Source organism: Pedobacter frigoris (assembly GCF_005116445.1).
GTDB lineage: Bacteria > Bacteroidota > Bacteroidia > Sphingobacteriales > Sphingobacteriaceae > Pedobacter > Pedobacter frigoris.
Genome location: NZ_SWBQ01000004.1, coordinates 83,537 through 99,290 on the forward strand (window position 1 = coordinate 83,537; position 15,754 = coordinate 99,290).

The 15,754-nt window shown below is 39.0% G+C and carries 19 protein-coding genes; 7 read left to right on the forward strand and 12 right to left on the reverse strand.

The window, feature by feature from the left end; genetic code table 11:
- Positions 1-37 precede the first annotated feature (37 nt).
- Positions 38-697: a phosphatidylserine decarboxylase family protein gene (locus tag FA047_RS14120; RefSeq protein WP_136836727.1), complete on the forward strand. Its 660-nt coding sequence runs from the start codon at positions 38-40 to the stop codon at positions 695-697.
- A 70-nt stretch (positions 698-767) separates the two neighbouring features.
- Here the strand turns inward: FA047_RS14120 and FA047_RS14125 are convergent, their stop codons facing one another.
- The 5 genes from FA047_RS14125 to FA047_RS14145 all read right to left on the reverse strand — a co-directional run bounded on the left by FA047_RS14125 (position 768) and on the right by FA047_RS14145 (position 4,463).
- The gene (locus tag FA047_RS14125) at positions 768-1,868 is read right to left on the reverse strand and encodes a mechanosensitive ion channel family protein (protein WP_225872741.1); all 1,101 of its coding nucleotides are present in this window, start codon (positions 1,866-1,868) and stop codon (positions 768-770) included.
- A gap of 2 nt (positions 1,869-1,870) precedes the next feature.
- Positions 1,871-3,097, reverse strand: a complete 1,227-nt coding sequence (locus tag FA047_RS14130) for a Glu/Leu/Phe/Val dehydrogenase dimerization domain-containing protein (protein WP_136836729.1) — start codon at positions 3,095-3,097, stop codon at positions 1,871-1,873.
- A gap of 269 nt (positions 3,098-3,366) precedes the next feature.
- On the reverse strand, positions 3,367-3,714 hold the full coding sequence (gene rplS / locus FA047_RS14135) for a 50S ribosomal protein L19 (RefSeq protein WP_131593363.1): 348 nt from the start codon (positions 3,712-3,714) through the stop codon (positions 3,367-3,369).
- A gap of 130 nt (positions 3,715-3,844) precedes the next feature.
- The gene (locus tag FA047_RS14140; RefSeq protein ID WP_136836730.1) at positions 3,845-4,138 is read right to left on the reverse strand and encodes a hypothetical protein; all 294 of its coding nucleotides are present in this window, start codon (positions 4,136-4,138) and stop codon (positions 3,845-3,847) included.
- Between the two features lies 1 nt (position 4,139).
- The gene (locus tag FA047_RS14145) at positions 4,140-4,463 is read right to left on the reverse strand and encodes a hypothetical protein (RefSeq protein WP_136836731.1); all 324 of its coding nucleotides are present in this window, start codon (positions 4,461-4,463) and stop codon (positions 4,140-4,142) included.
- Between the two features lie 125 nt (positions 4,464-4,588).
- Here FA047_RS14145 and FA047_RS14150 point away from each other — a divergent pair, with 125 nt between their 5' ends.
- Complete coding sequence (locus tag FA047_RS14150; protein ID WP_136836732.1) at positions 4,589-4,942, forward strand: hypothetical protein; 354 nt, start codon at positions 4,589-4,591, stop codon at positions 4,940-4,942.
- On the opposite strand, the gene trmD is transcribed toward FA047_RS14150, so the two are convergent.
- The 3 genes from trmD to FA047_RS14165 form a co-directional block, all read right to left on the reverse strand.
- Positions 4,943-5,620 (reverse strand): tRNA (guanosine(37)-N1)-methyltransferase TrmD, encoded by a 678-nt coding sequence (gene trmD / locus FA047_RS14155; RefSeq protein WP_136836733.1) that lies wholly within the window; start codon positions 5,618-5,620, stop codon positions 4,943-4,945.
- Positions 5,621-5,635: 15 nt separating this feature from the next.
- The gene (gene rimM, locus FA047_RS14160) at positions 5,636-6,163 is read right to left on the reverse strand and encodes a ribosome maturation factor RimM (protein WP_136836734.1); all 528 of its coding nucleotides are present in this window, start codon (positions 6,161-6,163) and stop codon (positions 5,636-5,638) included.
- Positions 6,164-6,247: 84 nt separating this feature from the next.
- Positions 6,248-6,856 (reverse strand): 30S ribosomal protein S16, encoded by a 609-nt coding sequence (locus FA047_RS14165; RefSeq protein WP_136836735.1) that lies wholly within the window; start codon positions 6,854-6,856, stop codon positions 6,248-6,250.
- Between the two features lie 206 nt (positions 6,857-7,062).
- Here FA047_RS14165 and FA047_RS14170 point away from each other — a divergent pair, with 206 nt between their 5' ends.
- The gene (locus tag FA047_RS14170) at positions 7,063-7,383 is read left to right on the forward strand and encodes a YbjQ family protein (RefSeq protein ID WP_069378284.1); all 321 of its coding nucleotides are present in this window, start codon (positions 7,063-7,065) and stop codon (positions 7,381-7,383) included.
- Positions 7,384-7,413: 30 nt separating this feature from the next.
- On the opposite strand, the gene pfkA is transcribed toward FA047_RS14170, so the two are convergent.
- The 3 genes from pfkA to FA047_RS14185 form a co-directional block, all read right to left on the reverse strand.
- Positions 7,414-8,397, reverse strand: a complete 984-nt coding sequence (pfkA, locus tag FA047_RS14175) for a 6-phosphofructokinase (RefSeq protein WP_136836736.1) — start codon at positions 8,395-8,397, stop codon at positions 7,414-7,416.
- 165 nt (positions 8,398-8,562) lie between these two features.
- Entirely contained in the window at positions 8,563-9,009 is a 447-nt protein-coding gene (locus FA047_RS14180; protein WP_136836737.1) for a protein-disulfide reductase DsbD domain-containing protein, read from the reverse strand.
- Complete coding sequence (locus FA047_RS14185) at positions 9,006-9,785, reverse strand: biotin--[acetyl-CoA-carboxylase] ligase (RefSeq protein ID WP_136836738.1); 780 nt, start codon at positions 9,783-9,785, stop codon at positions 9,006-9,008. Before FA047_RS14185 ends, FA047_RS14180 begins: the two co-directional genes overlap by 4 nt.
- 41 nt (positions 9,786-9,826) lie before the next feature.
- Between FA047_RS14185 and rsfS the strand changes: the two genes are divergently transcribed.
- The 4 genes from rsfS (at position 9,827) to FA047_RS14205 (ending at position 14,175) form a co-directional block, all read left to right on the forward strand.
- The gene (rsfS, locus tag FA047_RS14190; RefSeq protein ID WP_136836739.1) at positions 9,827-10,201 is read left to right on the forward strand and encodes a ribosome silencing factor; all 375 of its coding nucleotides are present in this window, start codon (positions 9,827-9,829) and stop codon (positions 10,199-10,201) included.
- Positions 10,202-10,230: 29 nt separating this feature from the next.
- Positions 10,231-12,321 carry an ATP-dependent zinc metalloprotease FtsH gene (ftsH, locus tag FA047_RS14195; RefSeq protein WP_136836740.1) on the forward strand — a complete coding sequence of 697 codons (2,091 nt, stop codon included), beginning with the start codon at positions 10,231-10,233 and terminating at the stop codon, positions 12,319-12,321.
- 61 nt (positions 12,322-12,382) lie between these two features.
- Positions 12,383-13,027 carry a LutC/YkgG family protein gene (locus FA047_RS14200; RefSeq protein WP_136836741.1) on the forward strand — a complete coding sequence of 215 codons (645 nt, stop codon included), beginning with the start codon at positions 12,383-12,385 and terminating at the stop codon, positions 13,025-13,027.
- 65 nt (positions 13,028-13,092) lie between these two features.
- Complete coding sequence (locus FA047_RS14205; RefSeq protein ID WP_136836742.1) at positions 13,093-14,175, forward strand: 3-oxoacyl-ACP synthase III family protein; 1,083 nt, start codon at positions 13,093-13,095, stop codon at positions 14,173-14,175.
- Positions 14,176-14,178: 3 nt separating this feature from the next.
- On the opposite strand, the gene FA047_RS14210 is transcribed toward FA047_RS14205, so the two are convergent.
- A complete protein-coding gene (locus FA047_RS14210; protein WP_136836743.1) occupies positions 14,179-15,669 on the reverse strand; it encodes a tetratricopeptide repeat protein in 1,491 nt (496 codons plus the stop codon).
- Between the last annotated feature and the right edge of the window lie 85 nt (positions 15,670-15,754).

Below are 15,754 nucleotides of genomic sequence, written 5' to 3' on the forward strand. Positions count from 1 at the left end.
CACAATTTTGCACAAACATATTATACAATAAAAAACAATGACCATACACAAAGAAGGCTACACCACCATCGCATTATCCTTGCTTTTCATATTTATATTAAATGCAGTCATTGACTACAGATTTGCAGACATCACATGGCTAAAGTGGTTTGTATATATATTTTCTCTGGCTTTATTCATTATCGTACTGCAGTTTTTCAGGAACCCAAGACGTTCTTTTACCAATGGCGACAACCTCGTAATCTGTCCGGCTGACGGAAAAGTTGTTGTAATCGAAGAAACGGAAGAAGGGGAATACTTTAAAGATAAAAGACTTCAGGTGTCTATATTTATGTCGCCTATCAATGTTCACATCAACAGAAATCCGATTTCAGGAGTTGTTAAATTTTTCAAATACCACCCAGGGAAATACCTGGCCGCATGGAACCCTAAGTCATCAACAGAGAATGAGCGTACAACAGTGGTTGTAGAACATAAAAACGGCACTCCCGTATTATTCAGACAAATTGCTGGTGCGCTTGCGAGACGCATTGTTTGGTATGTTAAAGAAGGAGATGTTGTAGAACAGACAAAAGAATTTGGGTTTATTAAATTCGGTTCAAGGGTAGATGTTTTTTTACCTGTAGGCACAAAAGTAAATCTTGAGCTAAATCAGGTCGTAAAAGGCGGAATCACGGTACTTGCCGAACTGGCATAAAAACTATAAGAACTTCAATAAAAAAGACCTGTACAATAGTATAGATCTTTTTTATTGAAGTTAATGCTGACTAGTGTACTGATCGTTGCGTTGGATATGCAAATCCAGACCTGTACTGGTCTACAATCTCTATGAGCTTGAAATTGATCTCCTCCTTGATTTTAACATACTTTCTATGCTCCATGTTCACCACAAGATAGATCACCTGTATATTTAGTGCAGAATCGCCAAAATTGTCAAATGTAGCATAACCGTCCTTAGTTTCCGGATGTTTGCTTAAAAAGTCTTCGATAGCAGCAAGGATCGACTTTATATCTTCCGATTTGGTTTCGTAGGTTAAACCGATAAAGAAATTTACCCTTCTATAATTCCTTAAAGTAACATTTTCCAGTACACCATCAATCATAGCTCTATTGGGAATTACAATAGTTGTCTTATCTGGACTTACCAACCAGGTACTTCTGAACCCAACTTTCTCAATAGTTCCCTCTATTCCATCCACCTTTACCACATCTCCTACGGTAAATGGTTTATCCAGAAATATGGTGAAGGAACCAATAAGGTTCTCCAGGCTCTCCTTGGCAGCAAGAGCAATCGCAATACCTCCGATACCCAGCCCTGTTATTAGCGTAAGTACATTGATTTCAAATACAAATCCCAACAATACAAAAAAACCCAGAAAGCAGATCAGTGTTTTTGTAAGCTCCTTTAAAAAAGGCACCAGCTGATCGTCAGCTCTGTTGTTTGTTATAGTCGCCTTGTGCTTCAAAACAAATGCTATAAAATCTATGATTCTTAAAATGATCCAGAAAATGGAAAGTATAATCAGAAACAAGAAAATCTTATCTAAGCAATCACCTATGGTAATTTCAACTTTCGATTTAGAGCGGTGCCAAAGTACAATATTGAGCGGATGACTTAAATTATTAATGGCAAGATAAATAGTACAGAAAGTAATGAAAGATTCTATAGGCTTCAGCAGTAGAGCCACAAAAGTATCTACTTTAACTTCTTCTGCAAACTTTCTAAATATTTTAAACAAAGCCAAACTAACTAATCTGGAGACCAGCCTTTTAAAAAACAACCCCAGCAATATTACCACCACAAAAACGCAATATTGTTTAACTGTATTACCCCAGAAAATTTGTTTAAAAAACTGCTCGTCCATCATAATTATACCAATTGTTTAAGTGCTATTTCAAATGCTGTTTTAGATAATTGGGTTTTCTCTGTTGACTCATTATGAATTGATTTCATTGCATTATAAATTACCTGTGAAGCATCTGTAAATATAGCATCATCACTCATCTCTACATTTCTTTGCATCAAATAAGCAAAAACTCTTGCCATTCCGCAATTTGAAATGAAATCCGGAATAACTGCTACATGATTATCTGCATGCTCCATGATACTGCCGAAAAAGATCTCTTTATCGGCAAATGGAACATTTGCCCCACAAGCGATTACTTCCAGTCCTCCCTCGATCAGCTGGTCAACCTCAATTTGTTTTACCAATCGCGATGCTGCTGCCGGAACAAATATTTCAGCCCCGACATTCCATATTTCTTTATTTGCCTGTTCAAAAGAAATGAGGTCTGGAGAAACAAGTGTGTTGCCCACCCTGTTATTAAAAAGATCTATAATTTCCTGTGTACTAAATCCTTCTCTATTAATCAATGCCCCAACGCGGTCAATGATACCAACTACTTTTACTCCATTTTGCGCCAGATAATATCCTGCGGCAGCAGCAACATTTCCCCAACCCTGGATGATCGCTCTTTTGCCTGCCAGTTCACCTCCCCAGATTTTATAAAAGTGGCCTATCGATTCTGAAACGCCATATCCGGTAATCATATCCGCAACCTTATATTTTCTTTTGATATCAGGAGTGTAACTCAAATCTTCCAATACTTTTGAAACACCATAACGTAATTGTCCGATCTGATGTATACGCTCATTTTCCCTTGCCTGGTAATGACCATTGATAACGCCTTCCTGAGGATGCCACAAACCATAATTTTCTGTAATAGGGATTACTTCATGAATTTCATCAATATTCAAATCCCCTCCTGTTCCATAATAGCTTTTCAAGATAGGCATTACAGCCTTATACCACCTATCAAGCACCTGCTTCTTTCTTGGATCGGCAGGATCAAAATTTATTCCTGACTTTGCACCACCTATCGGCGGACCTGATACAGTAAATTTCACCTCCATGGTCTTTGCCAGGGATTCGACTTCTCTTTTGTCAAGGCCTTTTCGCATGCGCGTTCCTCCGCCTGCAGCACCACCGCGTAGCGAGTTGATCACTACCCAGCCTTCAGCTTCAGACTCTTTATCTTTCCACTCGAATACTATCTCAGGTCTTTTCTCCTCGAATTTTTTTAACAGTTCTTTCATTGATTATTATGTTGTTTCTAAGACAATTTCAACCGGTGTATACACACATCAGGGTGGTATAGTTCCTGGTGATTTCATCTAAATAAGTTAGTTGGCACAAACTTATGTAAATCCGGGGAGCATTTATGAACACAGCTCAAATTATTGTGGTTAAGCTACAGAATATATAAAACGCAGATTTACATGAAGTGGGTTGTGCTTTGAGATGAAAGCAAACAAAAAAACCTCCCCGATAATATCGGGAAGGCTAATATAATTTTTTAAAGAGATTAAACTCTCTTAGATTTGATACGAGCTGCTTTACCAGTTAATTCACGTAGATAGAATAATTTCGATCTGCGCACTTTACCGTGGCTATTAACTTCAATTTTAGCGATGTTTGGAGAATTGATCGGAAAAATACGTTCAACACCAACACCATTAGACATTTTACGAACGGTAAACGTTTCATTAGCACCAACGCTATTGCGTTGCAATACTACACCTTGGTAAATTTGAATACGTTCTTTATTACCTTCGCGAATTTTATAGTGAACACTCACTGTATCTCCTGATTTGAACGCAGGAAACTCATTTTTTGCGATTACCTGCTCTTCAACAAATTTTACTAAATCCATGATTTTAAGCTATTAAGCCGATTTTTTGTTCTTTAAAATCGGACTGCAATATTAGGAATTTTATTTTAGAAATAAAAGTGATTTTTATTTTTTTCCACATTCTTTAATATTTCCACAAAAAATCGCCGCTTCATTTCATTGTATCGCTGTCATGTAGCGGTTCTTTGATCAAAATATCCAAGCTTTTGCAATCCACAGAATAGTTCGCTAACTCGCCCATATTTAAGCCAAAAATGCATTCCAGTTTTCTCACCAACCCGTAAGGGATATCCGCTTTGTCATTCAATAACAGTTTTCTATAGTTATGAAAAGTATTAGATGCGATTTTCAATCTCTTGGGAATAATTTTTAACGCTGCTTTATAAGAAACATGGTTTAGTTTTCTCATTTCCTCATCGATTTTGTATTTCTTTTGATTTTCCATGTTATCTATTCATTGCTCTGCCAGAAAAATTATCCCGCTCCTTATTTAGTAGCTCTTTCAGCGTCTTTGACCTGACGATTTTATTTAGTAACTCGCCGGGCTTTAGATCAAATATTTTTTCAAACATAACCACCTTTTCATGAGGGATATCCTGACGATCCGCCAGCAGAATATTCCGATAATTATGAAAAGTATTCAGAGATATTCTCATGTACTTAGGAATAAGTCTAATAGCCGCTCTATAATCAGAAATAGGCAGCTTAAGCAGGTACTCATTGATCTTGTACTTCCTCGATGCATTGTCGCTTACAGCTAGTTTGTTCATACTCTATATGGTTAAATACTAAAATTTATGTATTTTTATCAAAATTATGCATCGGAATACATAATTTTTTATGGCAAAAATACTTAAAATTTTAAGCCAAGACCAAACTTATACCTAATTTTTTTATGCCTTTAAAAAATGTAGTCGATGGAATTCTTAAAGAAAAGAACAGACCAATGAGTTGGCTTGCAGACGAAATGAACAAAACTTTTGATGGGCTAAAACTTAGTTTACTCAGGGGATCAATTAAATACAACGATCTGATTTCCATGGCAAGGATACTACAGGTCTCTCCTTCGACATTTTTTGAATCAGAACCAATACCCTATAAGAACCCGAAGGGAAACGAAACATTGGCAGATACAAAAGAAGAGTATAATGACCTCAAAAACAGTTTAAAAAATTGCAAGGAAATGCTTTCTGCATTAAAAGATCAGCTAAAGGACAAAGAAAAGATCATATCACTTTTAAGCAAGTAATCAATCCTCCAATAAGTCTGGTCTACGCGTTTGGGTGCGTATCAGTGCTTGTTCATGACGCCATTCGTTAATTTTTGCCTCATGTCCACTTAACAAAACGTCCGGGACTTTGTGTCCATTCCAATCGGCGGGACGTGTATAAATAGGAGCATCCAGCAGTTCGCCCTGGAAACTATCCGACAAGGCAGACGTTTCATCATTCAACACACCAGGTATCAATCTCGTAATTGCATCCACCAATACCGCGGCAGGAAGCTCTCCTCCAGACAAAACGTAATCACCTATGGAAATCTCTCTGGTTACATAAATATCTCTTATACGCTGATCTATCCCTTTATAGTGACCACAAAGAATCATGATATTGCCTTTACCGGATAACTCATTAGCTATTGTCTGATTAAACGTCTCCCCATCGGGGCTCATAAAAATGACTTCGTCATATTCACGCTCTGCCTTCAAGGCTTCTATACAACTAGAAAAAGGTGCGATAGACATTACCATACCACTACCGCCACCATATGGATAATCGTCTACGCTCTTTTGCTTATTAGTAGCATAGTCCCTTAAATTATGCACTACAATTTCAGCAATGCCTTTTTTTTGGGCTCTTTGTAAAATAGAATGAGCAAAAGGACTTTCTAATAGCCCTGGTAAAACAGTAATGATATCAAAACGCATGAAGCAAAGTTAAGATTAATTTGCAAGGTATATATCCAGCAACCCCTCAGGAAGATCTACAGTAAGGATTTGTTCCTCGTCGTCTATTTCGATAATGAAGTCATCATTTAATGGGAACATAATCTCCGTATCCTTATATAGAACTGTAGCTACAAACTGTTGAGGATACTCATGAACTTCTAAGATTTCTCCCAATGTCCCAAGCGTTTCGTCAACAGCAACAAATCCTTTTAAGTCTGTATAGAAAAAGTCATCTTCATCACGCACCGGTTTTTTGCTTAACGGCAGATAAATCTTCTTTTTTATTAAGGCCTGCGCTTTATCAATATGATCTATATCATCAAAATAGAAGTTTCCCGTATTATTGTTTTGCAACTTACACGATGAGACAAAAAATGGCACAAGTTTTCCATTGATATCAGCGAACACCACATCCAGCTCCAGCAATTCCGGTTCTTCGTACTCAAAGAAGATCTGTAGCTCTCCTTTTAAGCCCTTTGTTTTTGTAATGTATCCTATATAAAATGCTTCTTCTATTTTCATTTGATGGGTCTCGTTTAATAAAAAAAATAGCGAAGGATCATTTCAATGAAAGATCTTTCGCTATTTCTTAGAATAACAAAAAGGTTATGCTTTTTCTTCTTCGTTGCTTTCTTCAGCAGTAGGAGCTTCTTCTGTTGCAACCTCAACAGCAGGAGCTTCTTCCGTTGCAGTCTCAGCTACAGGAGCTTCTTCTGTCGTTTCTGCTACAACTTCCTCTTCAACCACTTCTTCTACCGGTGCATTTTTAATTGCAAGGGCCGCAGCGCGATCAGCATTTTTCTTAGCTTCAGCAGCTAAAGCAGCTTTTTTAACTTCATCTTTAGATTTAGTTAAGCCGTCTTTTTTGCCTTCAATTTTACCGTCTTTAGCGCTCAACCACTCAGCAAATTTAGCCTCTGCCTGTTCTGCTGTTAACGCTCCTTTTTTAACACCACCTTCTAAATGTTTTTTGTACAAAACACCTTTGTAAGAAAGGATAGCGCGACAAGTATCCGTAGGCTCAGCGCCTTTGTTTACCCAGTCTAAAGTTTTATCGAAGTTGATTTCAATAGTAGCAGGATTGGTATTTGGGTTATAAGAACCTAAACGCTCAATAAATTTACCATCTCTTGGTGAACGGGAATCCGCTACCACTACGTGGAAAAAAGGCTTACCTTTTTTACCGAATCTTTGCAATCTGATTTTAGTTGCCATTTCTTTTTTTAATTTATGTATTCAACATAGTTCCCGGAGCTTCGTGCTTGCGGGGCTGCAAAAATAAGTAAAATACTAATGATTAGCAAGATGCAATATTTTTAATTTCAACATGCCGATTCTTCGTCCAAAAACGAAAAAGCAGATCTGCAGTTTAGCTGTAACATTTATTCACAAACGGCATCAAAATAAAAAACCCGATTAAGATGTTAATTACAACAACAAATTCAATAGAAGGCAAAAAAGTAGTTAAATACATTGGCCTTGTAAGCGGCGAAACCATCATAGGCGCCAATATTTTTAAAGATCTTTTTGCCGGCATACGCGATATCGTTGGCGGACGTTCCGGATCTTATGAACAGGTATTGAGAGAAGGAAAAAATACCGCAATCAATGAAATGCAGCAATACGCCGCCGCAATGGGTGCGAATGCAATCATCGGAGTAGACCTGGATTATGAAACCGTTGGAAGTGGAGGCAGTATGCTTATGGTCGCCGCAACAGGAACAGCGGTTATTATAGAATAAAAAAAGCCAGGATTTGAATCCTGGCTTTTTTTATAGTGAAAGTATTTCTACAAGTTTTAACCAAACCGGACTTATTTCTTTAGCATCAATGTGCTTAATCGCATGATCGAAAGGCGTAAAAACAAGTTCTTTATTTACAAGACCAACCATTACGCCGGTTTTTCCCGCAAGCAAGCCTTCAACGGCAACAACACCTAACCTACTTGCCAACACCCTGTCCATGCAGCTGGGCTTTCCTCCCCGCTGAATATGTCCAAGTACGGATACCCTGATGTCATAGTTAGGGAATTTATTTTTCAACGCCTCTCCTACATTAAACGCTCCTCCAACTTCATCTCCTTCGGCTACAATAATTATTTTCGACGCTTTATCCTTACGTCCGGCTTCAAGTCTTGTGACCAGACCATCCACACCCATATTTGCTTCAGGAATCATAATTGCCTCCGCACCCACGCCGATACCACTTCTTAATGCAATAAGACCTGAATCCCTGCCCATCACCTCAACAATAAAAAGTCTGTCATGAGATTCCGCAGTATCCCTTATTTTATCAACCGCATTGATTACTGTATTGATGGCCGTATCATACCCTATTGTAAAATCTGTTCCTTCAAGATCATTATCAATTGTACCCGGCAATCCAATTACAGGGATATCAAATTCACTTGTAAATAAATTAGCTCCTGTAAAAGTTCCGTCTCCACCAATTACAATCAAGGCATCAATCCCTTGTTTCTTTAATTGTTCATGAGCCTGAATTCTTCCTTCTTTTGTTCGGAAACCGTCACTCCTTGCTGTTTTTAAAATCGTTCCGCCACGTTGAATAATATTTGCAACAGACTTTCTGTCCATTTCAATAAAATCGCCATGGATAAGTCCTTCATATCCTCTTAAAATGCCAGTAACCTGTAAATCATAGTAAATTGCTGCCCGAACCACCGCTCTGATAGCAGCATTCATACCGGGAGCATCGCCTCCAGATGTTAATACACCTATGTTTCTAATCTTATTCATTATTTTTTCTGACTGCCCATCAACCAATTTTATTACCTGACGGCCAGTATATGCTTATATAAATCTTTATTATGTTAAAACGATTAAGCGGATCACAATCCCCGCAGCCCAATATTACATAATATGGACGAGAATTTGGCTAATGTTTGTGATCTCTTTGTTAAACTACTTCACCGGGATGCTAAAGTTCACATCTTCCGCAGGGAGACATTGGGTATCATCACATACCATAAAAGTAACCTTGCCTTTAACAGCAGCCGTCGCTTTATTCAATTTTATCTTCTGCTGAAATACCACCTGATTCTCAAAATAACTAATATTCATTTTATAACTCTTATCGAAATAAGTAGTTGGCTTAGGCTCTGTTGTTTTTCCGTTCAAGGCAAAATCCTTAGATGGAGCAAAAGTAAAAACCGTAGCATCCGGCCCCCCTGGTGCCAAATGCTGCGAATAAATGTGCCAACCCTGATCTATCGTTGCTCTAATTTGCACGACCGCCTCGGTTTTACTTATTCGCTTTGCTTTGTAAGCCCAGCTCACCGGTTTAAGGATCTGCGCAGACGAGACTACGCCAACAATCATCAGGAAAAATAAGATGCTTAATTTTTTCATCGTGTGTTATTTAAAAATTCTATTTCTTTAAAGTTATAGCTTTTATTCCTTCCTTCAACCTCAATAATCAATTGTCCCGTCTCTGTTACATCCCTGATCCGACCTTTGAAAATAATTAGTCCCTCACGGTACGCCGCCTCTTCATTAAATCGGTACAAACCCTTTAAGTATTCCGTTAGTAAAGCGGTGTAATTACCAGACTTCAGTTTGAAATACTCTGCTTCTATACTGCCGCAAATCTGTCCCAGCAGATCAATCAGATTAACATCCGCTTGTAAAATTTTACACAAAGAAGTTGCTCTTTTTACCTGATCTGGATTAAATTCTTCTTGATTCACATTGATACCTATGCCAACAATGCTGCTTTTATAGCAGTTTCCCGAAAGGGTATTTTCGATCAATATACCCCCAAGCTTTCTGTCCCCGAAATAAATATCGTTAGGCCATTTCACCTTAATTCCTTGTGGCACAATTTGCTGCAAAGCTTTGCGGACACCTATGCTAACCGCTATATTTAACATAAATTGTTTATTTATGGGGAGAAATGCCGGCTTAAAAAAAATACTGAACGTGAGATTCAGACCCGCTGTTGCATGCCATGTGTTTTCCTGCTGCCCCCTGCCTGCAAATTGGTTATCTGCCATAATAACAGTTCCTTCTGGTAGTGGCTCGGATTTTGACACCATCTCCTTCAAAAAGTTATTAGTAGAATCAACCGCGGATAATCTGATAAGATTTTGACCAACAAATAATGTTGAAAAAGTGTTATTTTGCAAGTGTTGATTGTATATTTGTTTATCAAAATTAAAACATTTTAATGGTAAAAAAGAAAATCGTAAACCTTTCTACATACCTCTCAGAAATAGCCGTACATGGCATACAGGAAAAAAAAGGAAACGACATCGTACGCTTAGATTTAAGAGAACTCAACAGTTCTGTCTCCGATTTTTTCATCATTTGTAGCGCAAACTCTGCAACCCAGGTAAAGGCAATTGCAGATAGCGTAGAGGAAGAAATCTATAAGAAAACAAAAACCAATCCATGGCGTAAAGAAGGACAGGAAGTCGCAGACTGGATTATTCTTGATTATTTTGATATAGTTGTCCATATATTTAAAACTGAAAAGCGCGAATTCTACGGAATTGAAGACCTGTGGGGTGATGCCCTGGCAACATCCTATAGAAGCGCATAATCATTTTCACCTACATTTTTGATTTAACGATGAAAGAGAACCCAAATACAAAACCAAAACTGATTAAACGAATTCCGAATGTCCCCAAGAAGCCTCAAAAAGGTTCTAAATTCAATATCTTTTGGGTATACGCCGCTATTATTTTAGGTTTAATACTACTGCAGTTCATGTTTAGTGGTGAAACTGCTAAAACCGTATCATATCGCACATTTGAAACACAGATGTTATTACCGGGGGATGTGCAAAGACTTGTTGCTTATAAACATGAAGATTTGGTAAAGGTCGAGGTCTTTATTAAAAAGGATCGATTAGAAGACGCAAAGTATAAAGACTATAAGACTAAAAGCAATTTCGGCCCATCAACAGGTCCTCTTGTGTATTTCACATCAGGATCAATGGACGCTATGTATGCTCAATTAAAGGAGTCCCAGAAAGCACTTCCACCGCAACAACAGATCCTTCCTGAAATAGACAGTAAACAAAGCTCTGTACAATCTTGGCTTATCAGCTTTTTGGTACCTATTTTATTATTCGTCGCTTTCTGGATATTCATCATGCGCCGTATGGGCGGAGGTGCCGGTGGTGGTGGCGGACAAATCTTTAACATAGGGAAGTCTAAAGCGACACTTTTTGATAAAGAAAGCCAGGTTAATGTGACCTTTAATGATGTTGCCGGTCTTGAAGAAGCAAAACAAGAGGTTATGGAGATTGTCGATTTCCTTAAAAACCCTAAAAAATATACCAATCTTGGAGGTAAAATACCGAAAGGGGCATTACTTGTCGGTTCTCCTGGCACCGGTAAAACTCTTTTGGCTAAAGCCGTTGCCGGCGAAGCACAAGTGCCGTTCTTCTCTCTTTCGGGATCTGATTTCGTAGAGATGTTCGTCGGCGTGGGTGCATCACGTGTACGTGATTTATTTAAGCAGGCAAAAGACAAAGCACCATGTATTATCTTTATTGATGAGGTTGATGCAATCGGCCGTGCCCGTGGAAAAAACAGCATGATGGGCGGTAATGATGAGCGCGAGAATACGCTAAATCAACTATTGGTTGAAATGGATGGTTTTGGTACAGATTCTGGCATCATTATACTTGCGGCAACTAACCGTCCTGATGTTCTGGATACCGCTCTACTAAGACCAGGAAGGTTCGACAGACAGATTTCTATCGACAAACCGGATCTTGTAGGTCGTGAGCAAATCTTTAAAGTTCACCTTAAGCCCATCAAAACCTCATCTGAGGTTGATGCTAAAAAATTATCTGCTCAAACTCCAGGATTTGCCGGTGCTGAAATTGCCAACGTTTGTAATGAAGCCGCGCTTATTGCTGCAAGACGCAACAAAGAAAGCGTAGATATGCAGGATTTCCAGGATGCAGTGGACCGCGTTATCGGTGGTTTAGAGAAGAAAAACAAAATCATATCTCCTGAAGAGAAAAGAATAGTTGCCTATCATGAAGCAGGTCACGCAATCGCAGGATGGTTTCTTGAGCATGCGGATCCATTGGTTAAAGTGTCTATCGTACCGCGCGGGGTTGCCGCACTTGGTTATGCACAATACCTGCCTAAAGAGCAGTTCTTATATACTACGGAGCAGCTGACTGATGGCATGTGTATGACCATGGGTGGACGTGTTGCTGAAGACATTGTCTTTGGTAAAATTTCTACAGGCGCACAAAATGACCTTGAGCGCATTACTAAGTTGTCTTATGCAATGGTGACGATTTATGGTATGAACAGTACTATTGGAAACGTTTCATTCCACGATCCTCAAAATGAGTACAACTTCAATAAGCCTTATTCTGAGAAGACATCAGAAATGATCGATAATGAAGTGCGTATACTAATAGCAGACGTCTATACAAGAACGAAATCATTACTTACAGAAAAAAGAGATGGCCTAGAGAAACTGGCTCAAAAACTAATAGAAAAAGAAATTCTGTTTCAGGCAGATCTTGAAGAAATCCTGGGCAAACGTCCTTTTGATAACCGCACCACTTATGACGAATTTGTAAATGGTACAGGTGATCAAAAGCCGGCCGCAGAGGGGTTATTACATGACGGCGTTGGTGAAACAACTGATCCTGCTACTTCAATCACCCCGACAAATACAGAGTCTTAATAAATCATTTATGGGGCTGCCGCCTTACATACAAATCAGGCGGCAGCAAATCCATTCTCCTATGCAAGAAAATATCTCCTCAAAAGAGTTAATGCTAAAAAAAATAAGGAAAGCTCTTCTTGAAAAAAGAGACAATCCTTATCCAAATCTTGAAGATACCCCACTCTATTCTCCAACTGAAGAAATTCCTGAAGTACTGTTTGCTGAAGAACTGACTGCTGTTTCCGGTAATTTTATTTACTGTGAAAACGGAATTGAATTCATAGAGAATATTCTTCAGCTTGCAGATCGTTTTAAGTGGAGAAAAATCTATTGTTGGGAGCCTGAGCTGCAGGAGCTTCTTGCCGAATATGAATTCCCTTTCTATAAAACAGATAAAGACTTTGAACAGGCAGAAGTAGGAATTACCCTATGCGAAGCCTTAGTTGCCCGCAACGGCTCAGTAATGGTCTCCAATCAAAATGCCGCAGGACGCAGATTGAGCATCTTCCCTCATCACCACATTGTGATTGCAAGAACAGGGCAAATGGTAATGGATCTTAAAGATGCTTTTAAGTTGATCAAAGACAAATATGGCAGTCAGATTCCTTCCATGATCAGCACGATCACCGGACCGAGCAGAACTGCAGATATTGAAAAAACTTTAGTGCTTGGTGCGCACGGACCTAAGGAATTATTCGTATTTTTAATAGAAGATTTCTCTTAAGATTTTTATTTACCATAAAAATGTCCTAGTTTTATACTGTAGACTAAAACAGTCTACGGTTCAAAATGAGCAATAAAACAATTCTACACTCTGTTATCACAGGCACAGGAAGCTATATTCCTGAAAATATCATTTCTGGTGATTCATTCCTGAACGCTACATTCTATGACAATGGCCTACCTTTAAATAAGGACATGGCCGACGTAATCAGCAAATTTACTGAGATCACCGAGATCGAAGAACGCAGATATGTAGACCCCGATATTGTAAATAGTGATATTGCTACAATTGCTGCTCGAAGAGCCCTGGAAGATGCGGACGTGGATAAAGAAACGCTCGATCATATCATCTTTTGTCACAATTTTGGAGATGTCAGGCTCGGGAGCAATAGAATGGACATCCTGCCCGCTCTTGCCGCGAAAGTAAAACAAGCCTTGAGCATTGAAAACCCGGATTGCGTTGCTTATGACATTATTTTTGGTTGCCCTGGATGGGTTCAGGGAGCCATACAAGCAAATTATCTAATTCAGAGTGGTGATGCAAAAAAAGTTATGGTCATAGGCGCTGAAACCCTGTCCAGAATCATTGATGCGCATGATCGTGACAGCATGATATTCTCTGATGGAGCTGCTGCAGTTATTTTTGAAGCCAGGGAATCAGAACAGGACCTGGGCATTATAGCGCATAAAACACAAACTTTTGCGGTCAATTATGGCTCACTTCTGATCATGGGAAAAAGCAACAATCCTGCTGAAACCAATGGCAATGCCTACCTTAAGATGAATGGAAGAAAGCTCTACGAATTTGCAGTTACCAACGTACCGCAAGTAGTGAAAAAAGCAATAGATAAAGCCGGGATCAGCATTACAGATATAAAAACCGTGTTCATTCATCAGGCAAATGGAAAGATGGATAATGCCATTATGAAACGCCTTTTTAAACTTTATGATTTGGATACAGTCCCTGAAAATCTCGTGCCGATGACCATTTCATGGCTAGGAAATAGCTCTGTGGCCACTATACCGACCTTGTTGGACCTTGTACTGAAAGGCCAGGTTAAGGGATATAAAGTCAAAAAAGGTGAATATGCCGTTTTTGCGTCCGTAGGAGCCGGAATGCACATCAATGCATTCGTTTATCGATTCTAATTTTTATTTCATCCTGTTCAGCCCAGCTTTAGCCTGAGTTTCAATGCTGCTTTCATAATCGTGGTTTTTCATTTGGATTGCCAAGTTATAAGCTTGCCTCGCCTTCGCATAGTTTTTCTTATTCTCATAAATCTTTCCGATCTGCAATGCAGCATTAGCAGCAAAGTAATACCTTAGTCCCTTGCCAGAATTAATGGCATTTTGGTAATCAGACAAAGCCGCATCTTCCTTATTCAGTTCGTCATTTATTCTGCCTCTTCTATAGTAAAATTCTGTACGATCTCTTCCTGCACTGAAGCCCTCTGGTTTAGCATCCCAGAGCAGATCAAGCGCTTTATCATGATACCCCCCATCAAACAATAATCTTGCCTTTAAAAGGCTTTTATTAGGCATAGCCTCATTTGCCTCATTAAATGCCTGCTTGTCTTTTTCCTGGTAAGCATATCCATTGCTTTTAACTTTCGCCATAAACCCAGAATACGCCTCTGTATCGCCCTTCAACAAAGAAATCCAGCCCAGGTGCAGGTTGGCATCTTTAATATAATTGACGCCTTTATTCGTCCGCAAAAACCGACCAAAATCAGCAGAAGATGAATAATCCAGCTTATTAAGTTTTGCTGCCCCCTCCAGAAAATCCAGGTACGGGAAGGCCTGATAAGCTGGTCCCGTCGGTTTTCTTTCCAGAATAGAGATTGCTTCATCATTATGCCCGTTTTTAGCTGAGACCAATGCCTGAAGATATGTTTTCAATAAACTAGCATCCGAAATCCTGGCAGTATATTTCATTGTTTTGGCATAAGCCACGGGGCTGTGGGCAATGTCATTCAGTACAAATGCATAATAAAATACCACTTCTTCATAAAAAGGCTCAAATTTAGATGACGGAAGCCCATCTGCAAGTTTGTCGAGCATCACTATTCCAGTCTGGAGATTCCCTTTTATGCCAAGCGTAGCCAATGTGCTTTTTAAAATGCCATCAGGTAAATTTCCCAAAAAAGCATTAATGAGTCCCAATCCTTTCGCATTCAATTGAAAAGAAGGAAATTTTTTTTGGTTATCGAGCAATAAGCCATTTGCTTTCTTTATTTCCCTTGCCGCCGTAAAATACTCTCCGTACCGGCCTCTAATCAGCGCCCATTGCAAATTGATCTCGGCCTGTGCATATAAATAATATGGCGAACTGCTATCCCCTTCTTCTATCAGATCCAGCCGCTTTGATTTAGATTTTTCCAGCCGGTCAAACTCCTGTTTGCTTTCACTGGTCAATAAATAGAAGTAATCTGCATAATTTTCAAGCAATGGAACAATAGCATTTTTCGGATTGGTCTTTTTCTCTGCAGCGATGAGCTGCCTCGCAGTGCCAAGTTTCAGTTCAAATATGTTCTGATAAGCTTTTAAACAATTGGCATTGAAATCAAAATTAGCGGAAAGACTGAGCGGGAAAACCAAAAACATGGCAATCAGAAAAGACCTCAACGGCAAACTATTACTCATAAATCAAATTATTCGTCAATAAATAAATCATAACGCACACCCTTCAGGATATGTTTTAAGGATTGAACAAAATATTCCTCATTCA